This window comes from Aminobacter ciceronei (genome assembly GCF_014138625.1).
Classification (GTDB): domain Bacteria; phylum Pseudomonadota; class Alphaproteobacteria; order Rhizobiales; family Rhizobiaceae; genus Aminobacter; species Aminobacter ciceronei.
Window position 1 is genome coordinate 34409 of sequence record NZ_JACJHY010000025.1, and the last position, 14223, is coordinate 48631.

The 14223-nt window shown below is 62.6% G+C and carries 20 protein-coding genes; 12 read left to right on the plus strand and 8 right to left on the minus strand.

Going from position 1 to position 14223, the window contains the following annotated elements; all coding sequences use genetic code 11:
• The first annotated feature begins 121 nt into the window (after nucleotides 1–121).
• Both HNQ95_RS22975 and HNQ95_RS22980 read left to right on the plus strand, forming a co-directional pair.
• On the plus strand, nucleotides 122–784 hold the full coding sequence (locus tag HNQ95_RS22975; protein ID WP_182575348.1) for a hypothetical protein: 663 nt from the start codon (nucleotides 122–124) through the stop codon (nucleotides 782–784).
• A 159-nt stretch (nucleotides 785–943) separates the two neighbouring features.
• Nucleotides 944–1309: a hypothetical protein gene (locus HNQ95_RS22980; protein WP_182575347.1), complete on the plus strand. Its 366-nt coding sequence runs from the start codon at nucleotides 944–946 to the stop codon at nucleotides 1307–1309.
• A gap of 162 nt (nucleotides 1310–1471) precedes the next feature.
• Here the strand turns inward: HNQ95_RS22980 and HNQ95_RS22985 are convergent, their stop codons facing one another.
• Both HNQ95_RS22985 and HNQ95_RS22990 read right to left on the minus strand, forming a co-directional pair.
• The gene (locus tag HNQ95_RS22985) at nucleotides 1472–1717 is read right to left on the minus strand and encodes a hypothetical protein (RefSeq protein ID WP_067963833.1); all 246 of its coding nucleotides are present in this window, start codon (nucleotides 1715–1717) and stop codon (nucleotides 1472–1474) included.
• 118 nt (nucleotides 1718–1835) lie between these two features.
• Complete coding sequence (locus HNQ95_RS22990) at nucleotides 1836–2096, minus strand: hypothetical protein (protein ID WP_182585827.1); 261 nt, start codon at nucleotides 2094–2096, stop codon at nucleotides 1836–1838.
• Between the two features lie 136 nt (nucleotides 2097–2232).
• On the opposite strand from HNQ95_RS22990, the gene HNQ95_RS22995 reads away from it, so the two are divergent.
• On the plus strand, nucleotides 2233–4311 hold the full coding sequence (locus tag HNQ95_RS22995) for an ATP-dependent helicase (RefSeq protein WP_182575379.1): 2079 nt from the start codon (nucleotides 2233–2235) through the stop codon (nucleotides 4309–4311).
• Between the two features lie 249 nt (nucleotides 4312–4560).
• Here the strand turns inward: HNQ95_RS22995 and HNQ95_RS23000 are convergent, their stop codons facing one another.
• On the minus strand, nucleotides 4561–4887 hold the full coding sequence (locus tag HNQ95_RS23000; RefSeq protein ID WP_182575346.1) for a ribonuclease E inhibitor RraB: 327 nt from the start codon (nucleotides 4885–4887) through the stop codon (nucleotides 4561–4563).
• Nucleotides 4888–5113: 226 nt separating this feature from the next.
• Nucleotides 5114–5530: an HK97 gp10 family phage protein gene (locus tag HNQ95_RS23005; protein WP_182575345.1), complete on the minus strand. Its 417-nt coding sequence runs from the start codon at nucleotides 5528–5530 to the stop codon at nucleotides 5114–5116.
• A 96-nt stretch (nucleotides 5531–5626) separates the two neighbouring features.
• Here HNQ95_RS23005 and HNQ95_RS23010 point away from each other — a divergent pair, with 96 nt between their 5' ends.
• On the plus strand, nucleotides 5627–6109 hold the full coding sequence (locus tag HNQ95_RS23010; protein WP_182585828.1) for a hypothetical protein: 483 nt from the start codon (nucleotides 5627–5629) through the stop codon (nucleotides 6107–6109).
• Here HNQ95_RS23010 and HNQ95_RS23015 read toward each other — a convergent pair.
• From HNQ95_RS23015 to HNQ95_RS23025, 3 genes are all read right to left on the minus strand, one after another.
• Complete coding sequence (locus tag HNQ95_RS23015; protein ID WP_182575343.1) at nucleotides 6099–7139, minus strand: putative phage head morphogenesis protein; 1041 nt, start codon at nucleotides 7137–7139, stop codon at nucleotides 6099–6101. The genes HNQ95_RS23010 and HNQ95_RS23015 overlap by 11 nt on opposite strands.
• Nucleotides 7140–7719: 580 nt before the next feature.
• On the minus strand, nucleotides 7720–8226 hold the full coding sequence (locus HNQ95_RS23020; protein WP_182575342.1) for an AAA family ATPase: 507 nt from the start codon (nucleotides 8224–8226) through the stop codon (nucleotides 7720–7722).
• A 90-nt stretch (nucleotides 8227–8316) separates the two neighbouring features.
• Nucleotides 8317–8478 (minus strand): hypothetical protein, encoded by a 162-nt coding sequence (locus tag HNQ95_RS23025; protein WP_154385175.1) that lies wholly within the window; start codon nucleotides 8476–8478, stop codon nucleotides 8317–8319.
• A gap of 365 nt (nucleotides 8479–8843) precedes the next feature.
• Here HNQ95_RS23025 and HNQ95_RS23030 point away from each other — a divergent pair, with 365 nt between their 5' ends.
• Nucleotides 8844–9104 (plus strand): hypothetical protein, encoded by a 261-nt coding sequence (locus tag HNQ95_RS23030; RefSeq protein WP_067963846.1) that lies wholly within the window; start codon nucleotides 8844–8846, stop codon nucleotides 9102–9104.
• 40 nt (nucleotides 9105–9144) lie between these two features.
• The gene (locus HNQ95_RS23035; RefSeq protein WP_182575341.1) at nucleotides 9145–9309 is read left to right on the plus strand and encodes a hypothetical protein; all 165 of its coding nucleotides are present in this window, start codon (nucleotides 9145–9147) and stop codon (nucleotides 9307–9309) included.
• Nucleotides 9310–9336: 27 nt separating this feature from the next.
• On the opposite strand, the gene HNQ95_RS23040 is transcribed toward HNQ95_RS23035, so the two are convergent.
• The gene (locus HNQ95_RS23040; protein WP_182575340.1) at nucleotides 9337–9876 is read right to left on the minus strand and encodes a DUF6428 family protein; all 540 of its coding nucleotides are present in this window, start codon (nucleotides 9874–9876) and stop codon (nucleotides 9337–9339) included.
• Between the two features lie 42 nt (nucleotides 9877–9918).
• On the opposite strand from HNQ95_RS23040, the gene HNQ95_RS23045 reads away from it, so the two are divergent.
• The 6 genes from HNQ95_RS23045 (at nucleotide 9919) to arsK (ending at nucleotide 14144) form a co-directional block, all read left to right on the plus strand.
• Nucleotides 9919–10245 carry an ArsR/SmtB family transcription factor gene (locus HNQ95_RS23045; RefSeq protein WP_115732728.1) on the plus strand — a complete coding sequence of 109 codons (327 nt, stop codon included), beginning with the start codon at nucleotides 9919–9921 and terminating at the stop codon, nucleotides 10243–10245.
• Nucleotides 10246–10261: 16 nt separating this feature from the next.
• Entirely contained in the window at nucleotides 10262–11323 is a 1062-nt protein-coding gene (gene arsB, locus HNQ95_RS23050) for an ACR3 family arsenite efflux transporter (protein ID WP_182575339.1), read from the plus strand.
• On the plus strand, nucleotides 11323–11745 hold the full coding sequence (gene arsC, locus HNQ95_RS23055; protein WP_182575338.1) for an arsenate reductase (glutaredoxin): 423 nt from the start codon (nucleotides 11323–11325) through the stop codon (nucleotides 11743–11745). Before arsB ends, arsC begins: the two co-directional genes overlap by 1 nt.
• Entirely contained in the window at nucleotides 11720–12445 is a 726-nt protein-coding gene (gene arsH / locus HNQ95_RS23060) for an arsenical resistance protein ArsH (protein WP_067963856.1), read from the plus strand. Before arsC ends, arsH begins: the two co-directional genes overlap by 26 nt.
• A gap of 113 nt (nucleotides 12446–12558) precedes the next feature.
• Complete coding sequence (locus tag HNQ95_RS23065) at nucleotides 12559–12876, plus strand: ArsR/SmtB family transcription factor (protein WP_067963858.1); 318 nt, start codon at nucleotides 12559–12561, stop codon at nucleotides 12874–12876.
• A 41-nt stretch (nucleotides 12877–12917) separates the two neighbouring features.
• Nucleotides 12918–14144: an arsenite efflux MFS transporter ArsK gene (gene arsK, locus HNQ95_RS23070; protein WP_182575337.1), complete on the plus strand. Its 1227-nt coding sequence runs from the start codon at nucleotides 12918–12920 to the stop codon at nucleotides 14142–14144.
• Nucleotides 14145–14223: the final 79 nt, after the last annotated feature.

Consider the following 14223-nt stretch of genomic DNA (forward strand, 5'->3'; position numbering starts at 1 on the left):
CGACCAGGATCCTGACGGCCTCCTTCCCGCATTCATTCTACACCAAGCGCAACACACAGGGTCCTTCCTTCTGGTCAAGCTTCTGGCAGGTGGTTTCGGCGCTGTCGGCGGCACGTATCTGGTGGATCAATTCGCCGCCGGCCCCTCCGCCGCGGAAATCATCTCCGAGCTCCGAGGCCAGGGCTACCGCATGTACGACGTGATGGAGCAGCAACTGCCGGAAGACTATGCCGCGCTGACACAGGAAATAGCGGCGATCGTCGCCAGGCGGCCGACAGCCGCCCAGGCCAGGGACCAGGCCCTTCAGGCGACCGCGGCGATCCGCAAGAAGCACGCGAAATCGATGCATCAGGCGCCGGACGAGAGCCTGCATGCTGCGCTCACCTCGCAACTCGACCTGATGCAACTTGTCGCCGCCAGGGAGACCGCGGCAAGCTGCGCCCGCTTCATCATCAGCGGGCCGGCAGCACTGGTCGAGCCGGACAAGCAATATCTCAGGGCCTTCGATGCCAATGCCGTCGACGTGTTCGGGGCGATCGGTGCGGCGCGAGAGAATCCGCAGCCGATCGAAGCGGTCACCGACGCCGATTGGGAGGAAGTCGGCAATGCCCTGATTGCCCAGGGCGGAACGAGCGACGATCTCCAGTCGCTCACCGCCCTCGACCCCAAGGACGAAAATCTGTGCCGGGCAACGATACGCTTCTTCCGCGCCGTGCTGGCAGTCGAAGGGCCGGCCGGGCGGCGCGTGCGCGCCGATATCGCCTACGGCCTGGCCGCCAACTAGCGGCGCCCCTGCCCCAGCGTTCGGATCAGCGATACGCCAGGGCGATTCGAACATCCGGGAGATGATGACCCGGTGAATTTCCATTTTGGAAACTTTTGATTGACAGCGATGTTTCCATAATGGAAACTTGCTCCATCACCCCAGGGGATGGAGCGACCGATGAACGCCAGCAGAGCCTTTGCCGAACAATGCGGTTATGCCGGCCAGAGCCCTGCCATGCTCGCCGCCTTCGAAACCATCCGCCGCTCCGGCATCGCCGAGGCGCGGGCGGCGCATTTTGCCCGCAAGAAGCTCACCGACGCCCTCGCCCGGGATCCCGCGCTGTGTCAGGCGATGATCCATCCGGCCGACACGGTCGACGAGGCGCTCGAAGACATCAAAGCCTTCATCCTCCGCACCCGCGCCATGCCGACATGGCGCCGGCACAACCACGCCCAGGCGCTCCGCAAGGCCAAGGCGATGCGCCTCCATCTCCGATTCTTCCGCCGCTTCGCCGACCGGATCCTGGCGCGCCAGGCGGCGTAGGCCTCGTCGCCCCTGATCAACCGAAAGGCCTTTGCCATGATATGCGAAACTGCTCAAATAGCCATCGATGACGCGAAGCGCGGGCCGGCCGAATGCGGGCGCGTTGCTCAAGCCTGCCAGTGAGGGCGATGCCGGTGAGAGCGATGTCGGAGAGCTATGTGCCTAGCCATCGCGACGCGGCACCAGGCCGAGATCCCGACTGCGGTAATCGAGGCTTCGGCCGGTAATTCTCTCCAGAACGGCGTCCAGCCCGGCGACGTGGTGATGCAGCAGCGAATAGGTCTCGTTGAAGGGCTTCAGGCTGATGAAGCACTTCTGGATCGCCATACGCAAAGGGATCGCCGCCAGGACGATCGCCTCGATCTCGCTCTCGGTCAGTCTGTCGTTTCTGTGGTGCCTGCGCGACATGTTTGCTCCTGTCTGACCGGACTGCGACGCGGCCGCGATGCGACCAGGCCGGCGCCCTCGCCATCGCCTGGCGCGCGCCCCTGATCGCCGAGGCGATACGGGAGCCCATCCACGACGCTCATCGGTCCGGCGCGCGATGCGACGTCGACATCCCCAGCAGCCGCACCAGTTCCTCATATTTGGCGCCGCAGCGGTCATAGATGTTGAACGTGTTGGTCCGCGTGCAGCCGATGCGCGCGACGATCGCGTCCAGCAGAAGCGCCAGCGTGCGGTCGCCGCCTGCCCGCACCATCGCGTCGCGGTCGTATTGCTTGCGCATCCCGCATTTGTCGCAGGAGACGATGATCTTGTCGGAGGGAAATTCGGATAACATCGGCATGAGAACAAAATAGGAACAAATACCTCCTGGCGTCAATTCACAAAATGCCAACGCAAGGGCAATGGCGCGCGCCGCAGGCTTCGCCCCGCCGGTGCAGGCCGTTGCGAACGAAACGGAAACGATGCTTCATGCCGGCATGAACATCGCCATCCGTGATTCGGCAGCAGTTTCCGGTTATCTCGCCCGCCTGAACCCGGGCCAGCGTGCGGCCGTCTTGCATGGCGACGGCGCGGTGTCGGGCCCCTTGCTGATCATTGCCGGCGCCGGCTCGGGCAAGACCAACACGCTCGCCCACCGGGTTGCCCATCTCATCGTCCGTGGCGCCGACCCCCGGCGCATCCTGCTGATGACATTTTCGCGCCGTGCCGCGGCCGAGATGAGCAGGCGCGTCGAGCGCATCGCCGCCGACGTGCTGCAGGAGCGCGCGGCGAGCCTGATGGAAGGGCTGAGCTGGGCCGGCACCTTCCATTCCGTCGGCGCGAGATTGCTGCGCGACTATGCGCTCGACATCGGGCTCGAGCCGGCCTTCACCATCCATGACCGGGAGGATTCGGCCGACCTGATGAACCTGGTTCGCCACCAGCTCGGCTTTTCCGAGACGGAGAAGCGCTTTCCCACCAAGGCGACCTGCCTTGCCATCTATTCCCGTGTCGTCAATTCCCAGGACAGGCTCGAGGCGGTGCTCGGCCACGCCTTTCCCTGGTGCGTCGGCTGGAGCGACGAGCTGAAGGCGCTGTTCGGCGCCTATGTCGAGGCCAAGCAGGCGCAGAACATCCTCGATTATGACGACCTCCTGCTCTACTGGGCGCAGATGGCCGCCGAGCCTGACATCGCCGCCCATCTTTCCCAGCGTTTCGACCATATCCTCGTCGACGAATACCAGGACACCAACCGGCTGCAGGCGGCGATCCTGACGGCGATCAAGCCCGACGGCCGCGGCCTGACGGTGGTCGGCGACGACGCCCAGTCGATCTATTCGTTCCGCGCCGCCGAAGTGCGCAACATCCTCGATTTCCCCGGCCTGTTTGCCGAACCTGCCCAGGTGGTGACGCTCGACCAGAACTATCGCTCGACCGACGCCATATTGAACGCCGCCAATGCCGTCATCGGCGAGGCCGAGGAGCGTTTCACCAAGAACCTGTGGACCGAACGCCGGTCGCTGGAAAAGCCCCGCATCGTGACGGTTGCAGACGAGGCCGAACAGGCCGGCTATGTCTGCGACGAGGTCTTGAAGGAGCGCGAGGCCGGCACGCTTTTGAAGGAGCAGGCGGTGCTGTTTCGGGCAGCGCACCATTCGGGGCCGCTCGAGGTCGAGCTCACCAGGCGCAACATCCCCTTCGTCAAGTTCGGCGGGCTGAAGTTTCTCGATGCCGCCCATGTCAAGGACGTGCTGGCCATCCTGCGTTTTGCCCAGAACCCGCGCGACCGCATCGCCGGCTTCCGGGTGATGCAGCTGATGCCGGGCGTCGGCCCGTCGGCGGCGTCGAACGCCATCGACAGCATGGAGCAGTCGCTCGACCTCGAAATGGGGCTGGCGCGCTTCTCCCCGCCGGCCCGGGCGGCAAGCGACTGGCCCGGTTTTGTCGCGCTGTTTTCGGACCTCCGGCGCGGCCCCGGCTGGCCGGCCGAGATGGAGCGGGCGCGGCTGTGGTACGAGCCGCATCTCGAGCGCAAGCACGAGGATGCGACGACACGGCGGGCCGACCTGCTGCAACTCGAACAGATCGCCTCCGGTTATCCCAGCCGCGAGCGTTTCCTCACCGAGCTGACACTCGACCCGCCCTCGGCAACCAGCGACGAGGCCGGACCGCCGCATCTCGACGAGGATTATCTCATCCTGTCGACGATCCATTCGGCCAAGGGCCAGGAGTGGACCAAGGTGTTCGTCTTGAACGCGGTCGACGGCTGCATGCCGATCGACCTCAGCGCCGGCGAGCGCAAGGAGCTCGAGGAAGAACGCCGGCTGCTTTATGTCGCCATGACCCGGGCCAAGGATTCGCTGCACCTGATCACGCCGCAGCGTTTCTTCACCTCCGGCCAGGCGGCGCGCGGCGACAGGCATGTCTATGCTTCCCGCAGCCGCTTCATTGCGCAGCATCTGCTTACCCATTTCGAGGCGACCTCCTGGACCAGCCAGTCGTTCCAGAAGGACAAGGCGACGCGGCCGCGCACCTCGGTCGACATCAAGGGCAAGATGCGCTCGATGTGGACGTAGCGGGACCGGCGGGTCGGCAACGTTGCTATCGAACGACGACATGTCTTTCAGATCGGATAGAGGTGTCGTGACTTCCGCAAGATCGACCTCCGCACAGGCGACAGGACAAGCGCCTGCACCCTCGCCTTCAAAGCGAGCCAGATCGATGTGTCGATTGATGGCATTGTTTCAACCGGGTTGGGTGAGGAGCTATCAGTCTTTTGACTGGTCGTGGCGCGGGTTGTTACCTTCCTAGGTTCCAACCGGACATCAGTTCCGATTCACTTTGGTCTCCCAACCGTCGTATTCTCCACCAAGTTTCACGGCACTTAAATCGAGAAGCCCAGTCTCACTATCGATGTCCTTTGGAGCCTGCAACTTTGAAAACACGATGCTCCACGGCCTTGGCTGAAAAGCATCGTTTGCCTCCCGGTCAAGTTGATAGCCACGCGCCGACACGAATTCACGATACTGCGATGCAGCTTCCGCTGTGGCAAAATACGCATAATGCTGGATCAGTCTGACCGATCGGCCATCATCGCCGTGCTCGAGCAAAACCTTTCGGACCTCTTCATTTTTCGCGAGATCTCCAGCCAAAGCGAATGACCCTACTGAGAATATGATTGCGAAGAGACAAAGGTTGCAAAAAACTGAAAGGCTTTTACGAAGCAATTCACCCTCTCACACCGAATTCCACCGGGTTACATTGCCGGATATTGCGCAAGCTTTGCAACGCCTGCAAGATCGATCTTAAGCTTGGCTTTAATCGTCGAGCTGATGACGAGGGCGAGAGAGTCCACCTGGCGAATGATCCCCGGCGCAGTCATAGCCCGAGCCGGCGCCTAACCTCCGTGGCCTTCTCTGCCACGATCATTTCCCACCGCTGGGCAACCATTGTCACCCATGGCCGTGGTGTCCTGCCCTGCGCTCCGAAGTGGACGAATGCGGCGTAGTTCGCGGTGTAGCCGAGATAGATCGTGTCACCGAGATCAGCGCTGTTGATGACCAGCAGGATATCCCCGATATCGGCAGGCACTGACATTCCTGGATTGGCACGGGTCAGGGTCGGCATCGCTGTTGTCGAGGCCATCAGCGAGGACCGGAGAAACCCCGTCTCGCCGACAGGTACGAGTTGGTTCAGTTGTGACACCAACTCTTGGGCGGCTTCCTTGAACACCGCCTCAAGCGCTCCTTCGACCTTTTGGGCCCACTGACCGACTGTTGCTGAAAAGCTGGCCACGCGTGTGTCTCTGTTGAATTTCTCGATTGACCAGAACCAAAATCTCAGAGCAGTTCGCAATATCGAGTTGTTGATGAGACCTTCGGCATGTGGGGTATGAAACAATACGATGTCATCGACACCATCACGATCATCCCCGCCCTCAAGCCGATCATGACGTTCAGCTCAGTACAGAAAGATGGAGAATTCCTCTATCTCTTCAGCCACGACCGTGAGAACACCGAGGACCTTATCAACCCTAGCGAAGCTACGAACCTTTGTGCGTTTCTCACTGAGGCTTCGAGAAAAGTCGAAGCAGAAAAGCCCCCGTTCCGTGAGATCGGTCTTCTGGGGAAGATTGGTCGAGATTTTGGGCGAACCTTCAGCCCATATTACGGCTATCACGTCCGCGCTTCCTTCATGCTTCGAAACTTGTCGGGCTCCAAGGTTGCAGACTTCTGCGTCGCTCACGAGGACGGAGGCGCTCGGTTGCAAATCATCATGTTCTATCTGCGCACAGAGACAGTGCTCATGTACGACCTAGCCAAGGATCAGATAGCGAGCTGGTGTGGTTTCGTAGAGAAGCCCATCATATTGTGAGCTTAGCAACATAGTCGATTTTGTACTCGGCGAAGCATTTGCAGCCGATGGTGTGGCGCGTTGGCGTGCCCGGAGCATGCGGATAGCGAATCGTCGTTCCATCTGGCGCGATAAACGGCTGATCGAACGGGACAACCTGGCCATGCATGACAACGTGCTGCGCCCTGGGATGCACTTGCGGCGTGTGGCGCCAAGTCTTGGTGATGTGCTGGGCCTGCACCCTGCCCGCCTCGATCTGCTGGCGAAAAGCGATGTCCCTGGATGAGCCGAGAGCCGAGAAGGTCTCATGCAGGGCAATGGTGTCGGCCCTGAGCTTCAGCAGCCCGTCCGAGTACCTTCCGACGATCCGGGCCACGGCATCAGCCGGCAGCGGTTTCCCTTCTGCGAGCGCCTTGAGAACAGTCCGGTCGAAGCGCTTATCCCTGCGAGCACGCTCCAGATAGTTCCGCATGGCCACAGGATCGCCAGAGAGCAGTTCCTCACGCGCAGTGTCGACATAGGCGGCCTGCTGAGCCGTCAGCCCAAGGATGCCACCCTCGCGCTTGCCTGTGACACGGTTGACCCGACCCACGATGTCTATCGCACTCCTGGTCGGATTGTCGCCTCGAGCAAGCCCCTCGGCCAAGGCTGCCCGGATAGCCGCCTCCTGATCCGCGACGATGTTGCTGACCAGTGTCGCACTATGCTCGCGCAGCCATTCCTCCGCAGCCAGGTTCCGCGCATCCCACCGGATGACGATCTGGTGGCCGTTCGGGTCACGCAGGGTCGGCATCTGTTCGATAGTGGCCACGCCGCCGCCGTTGAAGGCGTGCCGGATCGCCTCATCCAGCGGCCGGAATGCCGCCTCTTCGAGATGCATGGCGGCGATAGCGCCATTGATGTCGCCGCGCTCCAGACGCTCCACAACGCGCCGCAGGACGATGTTCGAGCGGATGTCGTCGATCGCCTCCATGAAGGCCGCGCGAAGCACAGGCGTGAGATCCGCCACAAGCTGTTCGAGGCGCTCGCGAGGTGATAGTCGTTTAAGCATGGGGATAGTGCCGCATCGTAGGGGGAGACGAAGGCATGCTTCGGTGTTTCACAGCCACCTTGGTAATACTCTTCCTTCAAGGCTCGAATGCCTATGCAAAAACAGGCGCAGAGCTACTCCAAGACAATGAAATGTACGGGCTTGGCTTTGTATGGGGAGCCGCGAATTACATGGTTGAGGACTATGCCCTCAACGATGACGTTGGAAATCGCCTGACAATGCACCGAGCCAAGTGCCTTTACGATGCTGGCATGACTGCCAGAGTCTTGTACGACAGCGTGATGCGAGAGATCAGGTCAGATCCCGGCTACCTCTCCAAACCCGCTACCCATGCGCTTCAGGTGGTCACATACAAAATATGTGGGGCACCGCCAGCAAACTAACCCGCACACCAAGCCTTGTACGCCACGACAGTGCCGGTCGGCTGTATCGGCGTCAGGTCCGTGATGAGGCGTCCAGCCCTATCAATGACGAGCTTGTCGGTGATCTCCGGCTGGACTGTCGGCACCGCGAACGTCACCATGTCGCCGGTCTCGACGATCAGGACGCCGTTTTCGCAACGCTGGTGCGGCCTGAGGCGTCAGTCGTCGAGTATGGCGTCGACCACCTGTTCGACAGCCATGGCGGATGAATCGATCCACCGGCCGAGGTGCTGCGTCTCGCGGGCAAGTGCCTCGGCGAGGATTGCGGGCGGAAAATGGTCGGAATAGCCGGTTTTCGCCCGGTCCCTGTCGCGCTGCGCCAGCACCTCGGCCGAAGGCGCCAGCACCACGACGCGCGGATCAAGGTCGGCCAGGCGCTCGACGGCGGCGACAAGATCCTGCCCGATGAGAATGTCCTGATAGACCACGGTGAAGCCGGCGTCGCGGTAACGACGCACGGCATCGGTGGCGATCACCTGGCGCAGCGTCAGTTGCGCGCGCGCTTCGGCGTCGAGCGTCGGCCCCATGACGGCCGCACCGTTGACGATCATGCGACGGAAGACATCGCCGCCGACGACGGCCGAGCGGGGGAAACGTTGCGCCAGCGCCTTGGCGACGGTGGTCTTGCCGGCGGCCATCGCGCCGGTGATGACAAAGAGGCTCATGCGGAAATCCTGCTTGTTGCTCGCCCCGTGCGCATGGCAGCTGGGCAGATCTTGGCGGCTGGGCAGATCCGGGCACCTCGACGGATCAACTCACCGCGACAGAAACGCCTCCGCGGCGCCGCCGCGGCAGGCTTCGAACATGCCGATGAACACGGCACCGCGGGCCGACAGCCCGGCCCGGCCCCACAGCGCCTTGCCTGAGGCCTTGTCCGCCGGCATCGCGCGCAACGGCTCGCCAAGAGTGGCGTTCATGCAGCTGAGCACATAGGCACGAACGGCTGAGATGCCGCAAATCGCGCCATCGGCGTTGAGGGCGCTCGATGGGATCTGCTCGATCCGCTGTTCGGCACCAGCCAGCAGGAAGGTCCGCTCGCTCTCCGCCTGGATGCAAGCAGCTGTTGCAGCTTGCCGCGTTCGGACGCCCGGCTGACGGGAGGGCAAGCGCCCGCGGCATGCGCCGCGCTGGAGGCGAGAACGGCCAGCGCAAATCCAAGGCTCGAGGCGAATCTGAAACGAGATAGCATGTGGCAAAGCTTAGCCGCACTCAACACTGTCGACAACTTGCAGCAATCGAGATTTCGTGCCGTATTATACGGGAGATCGCGGGTCGAAAGACAATGAACCACGCTGCCGGCGCCGTTGGAATACTGATTTTCTTACTGCTGGTCGTGACCGGACATGTTCTTTGGGGGCAAGGCGGCGCTGCTGCCCTGGGCGCGCTCGGGGCGATACTCGGCTTTTTCGTTGCCGTTTTTCTCGATGAAATCCTGCCCGGCAAATATGGCGACTATGTCGATGCGGCTTTGGGCGCTGCGCTGGTTTTGACCATGGGATGGATGATCGTGGATTTTGCCATCACGAACTGGAACGTTCGCTAGACGCGTCGATGTCATCAACCGGAGAAGAGGGGGAATAACCATGGCCAACGAAGGAAAGATCGTCGGTGCAGCCGAAGCGCACCAGAAGGCGATGGAACAGGTCAAGGAGATGGACAAGCAGTTCCGGCCGGAGCCTGTCGAAAAGACGCTGTTCGAGAAGACCCACGAAAAGCTCGAAAAGGCGCAAAAAGAGGGCAAGGTCTGAGCTCAGGGCCGCACAGAGGCAACCGCCCTAGCCGCAGCAGGGCTGGCCATCGCCTTTGGCGGGGCCGCAGCAGCTGGCCTTCGCCTGCTCGACAAGCCAACGGTCGCGCGGCTTGCAGCTCGACGCCCGGGCGGAGAGCTGGATATGGACCTCGCCGCCCTGGACAAGCGGCATGGATGCCTTGTGCAGCTGTATCGCAGCGATGCCGTCGCTGACCTCGAAGGTCAGCCTGGCCCCGGGATCAAGAGCCACATGCGCGCCGACCTTGCCGATGATGGCCGCGAATTTTCCCGCGGTCATATGGGTCCGTCCGTCTTCGTCGACATCCCAGAGCTGGATGAAGAGCTCGGTCCAGGCCTCGGGGTTTGCGCCGCAATCAAGTGCTGCAAAGGCTCCCGCCTTGACCTCGGTGACATGATAGCCCGGCTTCACCGTGCGGCCGCCATAGCTGAACAGCAACGGCTTGTCCTTGTGCCCGGCGAGGACGGACAACAGCTCACCGATCGATATGTCGTCGCCCGGGAAATCGTTCGAGCCGGCAAATTCGCGGTTGTCAGGGGTCGGCATCTCGGTTATTCCTCATTTTGACATTTCTAGGATTGTTGAAATATGGATGAACGTCAAGCGCTGATCGCCTTCGGGGCGATGTCCCAGGAAACGCGGCTGAAGATCGTCCGGCTGCTGGTCAAGGCCGGGCCGGACGGCATGGCCGCTGGCATCATTGCGGAGGCCGCAGGGGTTACGGCATCGAATGTGTCGTTCCACCTCAAGGAGTTGGAGCGTGGCGGGCTGGTCACCGCCCGCCGGGACGCACGCTCCATCGTCTACTCGGCCGACTACCAGGCGCTGAGCGGCCTGATCCGGTTTCTGATGGAGGACTGCTGCGCCGGCAACCCGGCCATCTGCCAGCCGGCCCTTGCGCCCGCTTGCTGTTAAGGGACGGCCAGAAATCATGTCGACATTCGAACGTTATCTGACCCTCTGGGTCGCGCTGTGCATCGTCGTGGGCATCGCGCTTGGCCATCTGCTGCCAGCTGTCTTCCAGGCCATCGGCGGCGCCGAGATCGCCAGGGTGAACATTGCGGTCGCCGTGCTGATCTGGCTGATGATCATCCCGATGCTGCTGAAGATCGATTTCGCCGCCATGGGCGAGGTCGGCAGGCATTGGCGCGGCATCGGCGTCACGCTGTTCATCAACTGGGCGGTGAAGCCGTTCTCGATGGCGCTGCTCGGCTGGCTGTTCATCGGCTGGCTCTTCCGCCCGCTTCTGCCCGCCGACCAGATCGATTCCTACATTGCGGGTCTGATCATCCTGGCAGCCGCCCCTTGCACGGCCATGGTTTTCGTCTGGTCGAACCTGACCAGGGGTGAACCGCATTTCACCCTGTCGCAGGTGGCGCTCAACGATGCCATCATGGTGGTTGCCTTTGCGCCGATCGTCGGCCTGCTGCTCGGCCTGTCCGCGATCACCGTTCCCTGGGGCACGCTGGTCCTGTCGGTGGTGCTCTACATCGTCATTCCGGTGATCATCGCACAGGTCATACGGGGCCGGCTGCTCGCCTCAGGCGGCCAGGCCGCGCTCGAACGACTGCTGCACACCTTGCAGCCGCTCTCGCTGGTGGCGCTTTTGGCGACGCTTGTGCTCCTGTTCGGCTTCCAGGGCGAGCAGATCATCGCCCAGCCGGCGATCATCGCGCTTCTGGCGGTGCCGATCCTGATCCAGGTCTATCTGAATTCGGGCCTGGCCTATCTGCTCAACCGCATCTCGGGCGAGCAGCATTGCGTCGCCGGTCCGTCGGCGCTGATCGGCGCTTCCAATTTCTTCGAGCTGGCGGTCGCCGCCGCCATCAGCCTGTTCGGCTTCAGCTCGGGTGCAGCACTTGCAACCGTCGTCGGCGTGCTTGTCGAGGTTCCGGTGATGCTGTCGGTCGTCTGGATCGTGAACCGCAGCAAGGGCTGGTACGAGCGCGGCGTGGCCGTCAAATCCTCCAACGAAGCTGAAAGATCCGCCTGATGGACGTCACCATCTACCACAACCCCGCCTGCGGCACGTCGCGCAACACGCTTGCGCTCATCCGCAATGCCGGGGTCGAGCCCACTGTGATCGACTATCTGAAAACGCCGCCCGCGCGCGCCGTGCTGCAGGACATGATCGCCAAGGCCGGCCTCAGCGTGCGCGGAGCCATCAGGCAGAAGGGCACGCCCTATGCGGAACTGGGCCTGGACGATCCGAAGCTGACCGACGACCAGTTGCTGGACGCCATGCTGGCGCATCCGATCCTCATCAACCGGCCGTTCGTCGTCACGCCCTGGGGCGTGCGGCTCAGCCGACCTTCCGAGATCGTGCTCGACATCCTGCCGCTTCCGCAAAAAGGGCCGTTTCACAAGGAAGACGGCGAGGTGCTGATCGATGCCTGGGGAAACCGCGTTGCCTGACCTGCCCAACATCGCCAGCAACGCGCTGGACCTGCCTGACCGCAGCAAGCTGTCCGTCGAATTGTCGACCCACAAGCCGCGGATCCTGCTTCTCTACGGATCGCTTCGTGGACGCTCATACAGTCGCTTCCTGACCCAGGAAGCTGCGCGCCTGCTGGAGCACTTCGGCGCCGAGACCCGCATCTTCGATCCCTCCGGCCTTCCCCTGCCGGACGGCGCGCCAACCGATCACCCGAAGGTCAAGGAACTGCGCGAGCTGTCGCTCTGGTCGGAAGGCCAGGTCTGGACCAGCCCGGAACGGCACGGGGCGATGAGCGGGGTGATGAAATCGCAGATCGACTGGATCCCGCTGGCCACAGGTTCGATCCGGCCGACGCAAGGGCGCACATTGGCGGTGATGCAGGTCTCGGGCGGCTCGCAGTCGTTCAACGCGGTCAGCCAGATGCGCATCCTCGGCCGCTGGATGCGGATGATCACCATCCCGAACCAGTCTTCCGTGGCCAAGGCCTACCAGGAGTTCGATGAGGCTGGCCGCATGAAGCCGTCATCCTACTACGACCGCGTCGTCGACGTGATGGAAGAGCTGGTCAAGTTCACGCTGCTCACCCGCGATGTCTCGGACTACCTGACCAGCCGCTACAGCGAACGCAAGGAAGATGCCGAAAAGCTCGAGGCGCGCATGAAGCTCAAGGCGATCTAGAGCATCTGGTCCCGCCGTTGGGGTCGTCGGCAAGGTCGTCGTCCTAACGGCATATTTCTATCATTCTCGAAATACCCATTGACGTTGCCACGCGGTGGGCGCTAGCTATTTCCATGAAACTCGAAACAGCAGCTACCCAGCTCGAAGCGCTCGGCAACCCGACGCGACTACGGATTTACCGAGCCCTCGTCCGCGCCGGCGAACAGGGGCTCGCTGTCGGCCATCTGCAGGAGAGGATCGGCATTGCCGCATCGACCCTCTCCCATCATCTGCATCGACTGATCGCCACTGGTCTCGTTGGGCAGGAGCGCCAGGCAACAACACTGATCTGCCGTGCCAATTACGCCGCAATGAACGGCCTTCTCGGTTTCCTCTCCGACGAATGCTGCGCCGACGTTCGCTCCCCCCAGACGAAAGACAACGCAGCATAGTTTTTTGACAGCTATTTCGATAATCCCGGAAAGATGGAAAAATGGCACCGCCCGTTTCAACTGAACAGCGCCGCAGCACCGTCATCTGGGGCCTCGGCCTGACCCAGATCATCGGCTACGGCACGCTCTATTACAGCTTCAGCATCCTCGCGCCCGGGATGGCCAGGGATTTCGGCTGGACGCAGGAATGGGTATTCGCAGTCTTTTCCGCCGCCTTGCTGATCGGCGGTCTCGCCGCGCCGTCCATCGGCCGCCGCATCGATCGCCATGGCGCGGGTGCGATGATGGCCCTGGGCTCGCTGGTCGCGGCCTTGTCGCTGGTCCTGTGCGGGCTCGCACCCGATCGCCTGACCTTCGTCGCCGGCATGATCGTCATGGAGATCGCCTCGGCCTTCGTCCTCTACAACGCGGCCTTTGCGGCCCTGGTGCAGATCACGCCGCAAAGCGGCCAGAAGAGCATCACCCATCTGACATTGATTGCCGGTTTTGCCTCGACCCTGTTCTGGCCGATCACCACCGAACTGCACGCGCATCTGACATGGCGGCAGGTCTATCTCGCCTTCGCCGTCCTGCATCTGGTGGCGTGCCTGCCGTTTCACTGCTGGCTGGCACGCGCGATGAACGCCGATCGCCGCGGCGGCAAGGACAGGGCCAGAGCCGTGGCAGCGATCGCAGGAAGCGTCGCCTCCTGGGATCGGCGCCGGGCGTTCACCCTGATGGGCCTGGGATTCGCGCTCGAAGGCTTCGTCCTGTCGGCGCTGCTCGTCCACATGGTTCCGCTGCTCAGCGCCGTCGGGCTTGGGGCGAGTGCTGTGCTGGTGGGCACGCTGTTCGGCCCTGCCCAGGTGTTCAGCCGCTTCATCAACATGCTGGCCGGCCGCGGGCTGTCGCAGCTGGTGCTGGCGGTGATCTCCGCCGCTTTCCTCGTCGCCGGCTTGTCGACCTTGCTGGTGTCGGCTCCCTGGATCTGGGGTGCGGCGGCTTTCGCCATCCTTTTCGGCCTCGGGTCGGGATTGACCAGCATCGTCCAGGGGTCCCTGCCGCTCGCCCTGTTCGGCTCCGAGGGATATGGCGCGTTGCTGGGCAAGATATCGTCGATCCGGTTGATCGTATCGGCACTGGCTCCGTTTGTCTTTTCAGTGCTGATGGCGCGTTTCGGCACCTGGCCTGCGCTGGCCATCGCCATTGTGCTGGGCATCGCCGCGGCCATCGCCTTTGCCAGCATCGGCTGGCGCCGCCGTGAAACTGAAATGGTGCCGGAGACATGATCCGCCTGGCGGCGCCCCCGGGGGCAACGACCGTTGTTTCGCCCTCGGCCGTTCGACGGCGGTTTTGGGATCGTGGAGA

What these genes read in the sequence shown, in the direction of transcription:
- HNQ95_RS23025 (WP_154385175.1), bottom strand. Translation starts at nt 8,478, where the DNA reads ATGAACGCCACTCTTGGCGAGCCGTTGCGCGCGATGCCGGCGGACAAG.
- HNQ95_RS23065 (WP_067963858.1), top strand. Translation starts at nt 12,559, where the DNA reads ATGAAACTCGAAACAGCAGCTACCCAGCTCGAAGCGCTCGGCAACCCG.
- HNQ95_RS23015 (WP_182575343.1), bottom strand. Translation starts at nt 7,139, where the DNA reads ATGCTTAAACGACTATCACCTCGCGAGCGCCTCGAACAGCTTGTGGCG.
- HNQ95_RS23030 (WP_067963846.1), top strand. Translation starts at nt 8,844, where the DNA reads ATGAACCACGCTGCCGGCGCCGTTGGAATACTGATTTTCTTACTGCTG.
- HNQ95_RS23040 (WP_182575340.1), bottom strand. Translation starts at nt 9,876, where the DNA reads ATGCCGACCCCTGACAACCGCGAATTTGCCGGCTCGAACGATTTCCCG.
- arsK (WP_182575337.1), top strand. Translation starts at nt 12,918, where the DNA reads ATGGCACCGCCCGTTTCAACTGAACAGCGCCGCAGCACCGTCATCTGG.
- HNQ95_RS22995 (WP_182575379.1), top strand. Translation starts at nt 2,233, where the DNA reads ATGAACATCGCCATCCGTGATTCGGCAGCAGTTTCCGGTTATCTCGCC.
- arsC (WP_182575338.1), top strand. Translation starts at nt 11,323, where the DNA reads ATGGACGTCACCATCTACCACAACCCCGCCTGCGGCACGTCGCGCAAC.
- HNQ95_RS22985 (WP_067963833.1), bottom strand. Translation starts at nt 1,717, where the DNA reads ATGTCGCGCAGGCACCACAGAAACGACAGACTGACCGAGAGCGAGATC.
- HNQ95_RS23010 (WP_182585828.1), top strand. Translation starts at nt 5,627, where the DNA reads ATGAAACAATACGATGTCATCGACACCATCACGATCATCCCCGCCCTC.
- arsB (WP_182575339.1), top strand. Translation starts at nt 10,262, where the DNA reads ATGTCGACATTCGAACGTTATCTGACCCTCTGGGTCGCGCTGTGCATC.
- HNQ95_RS23045 (WP_115732728.1), top strand. Translation starts at nt 9,919, where the DNA reads ATGGATGAACGTCAAGCGCTGATCGCCTTCGGGGCGATGTCCCAGGAA.
- arsH (WP_067963856.1), top strand. Translation starts at nt 11,720, where the DNA reads ATGCCTGGGGAAACCGCGTTGCCTGACCTGCCCAACATCGCCAGCAAC.
- HNQ95_RS23020 (WP_182575342.1), bottom strand. Translation starts at nt 8,226, where the DNA reads ATGAGCCTCTTTGTCATCACCGGCGCGATGGCCGCCGGCAAGACCACC.
- HNQ95_RS22990 (WP_182585827.1), bottom strand. Translation starts at nt 2,096, where the DNA reads ATGCCGATGTTATCCGAATTTCCCTCCGACAAGATCATCGTCTCCTGC.
- HNQ95_RS23035 (WP_182575341.1), top strand. Translation starts at nt 9,145, where the DNA reads ATGGCCAACGAAGGAAAGATCGTCGGTGCAGCCGAAGCGCACCAGAAG.
- HNQ95_RS22980 (WP_182575347.1), top strand. Translation starts at nt 944, where the DNA reads ATGAACGCCAGCAGAGCCTTTGCCGAACAATGCGGTTATGCCGGCCAG.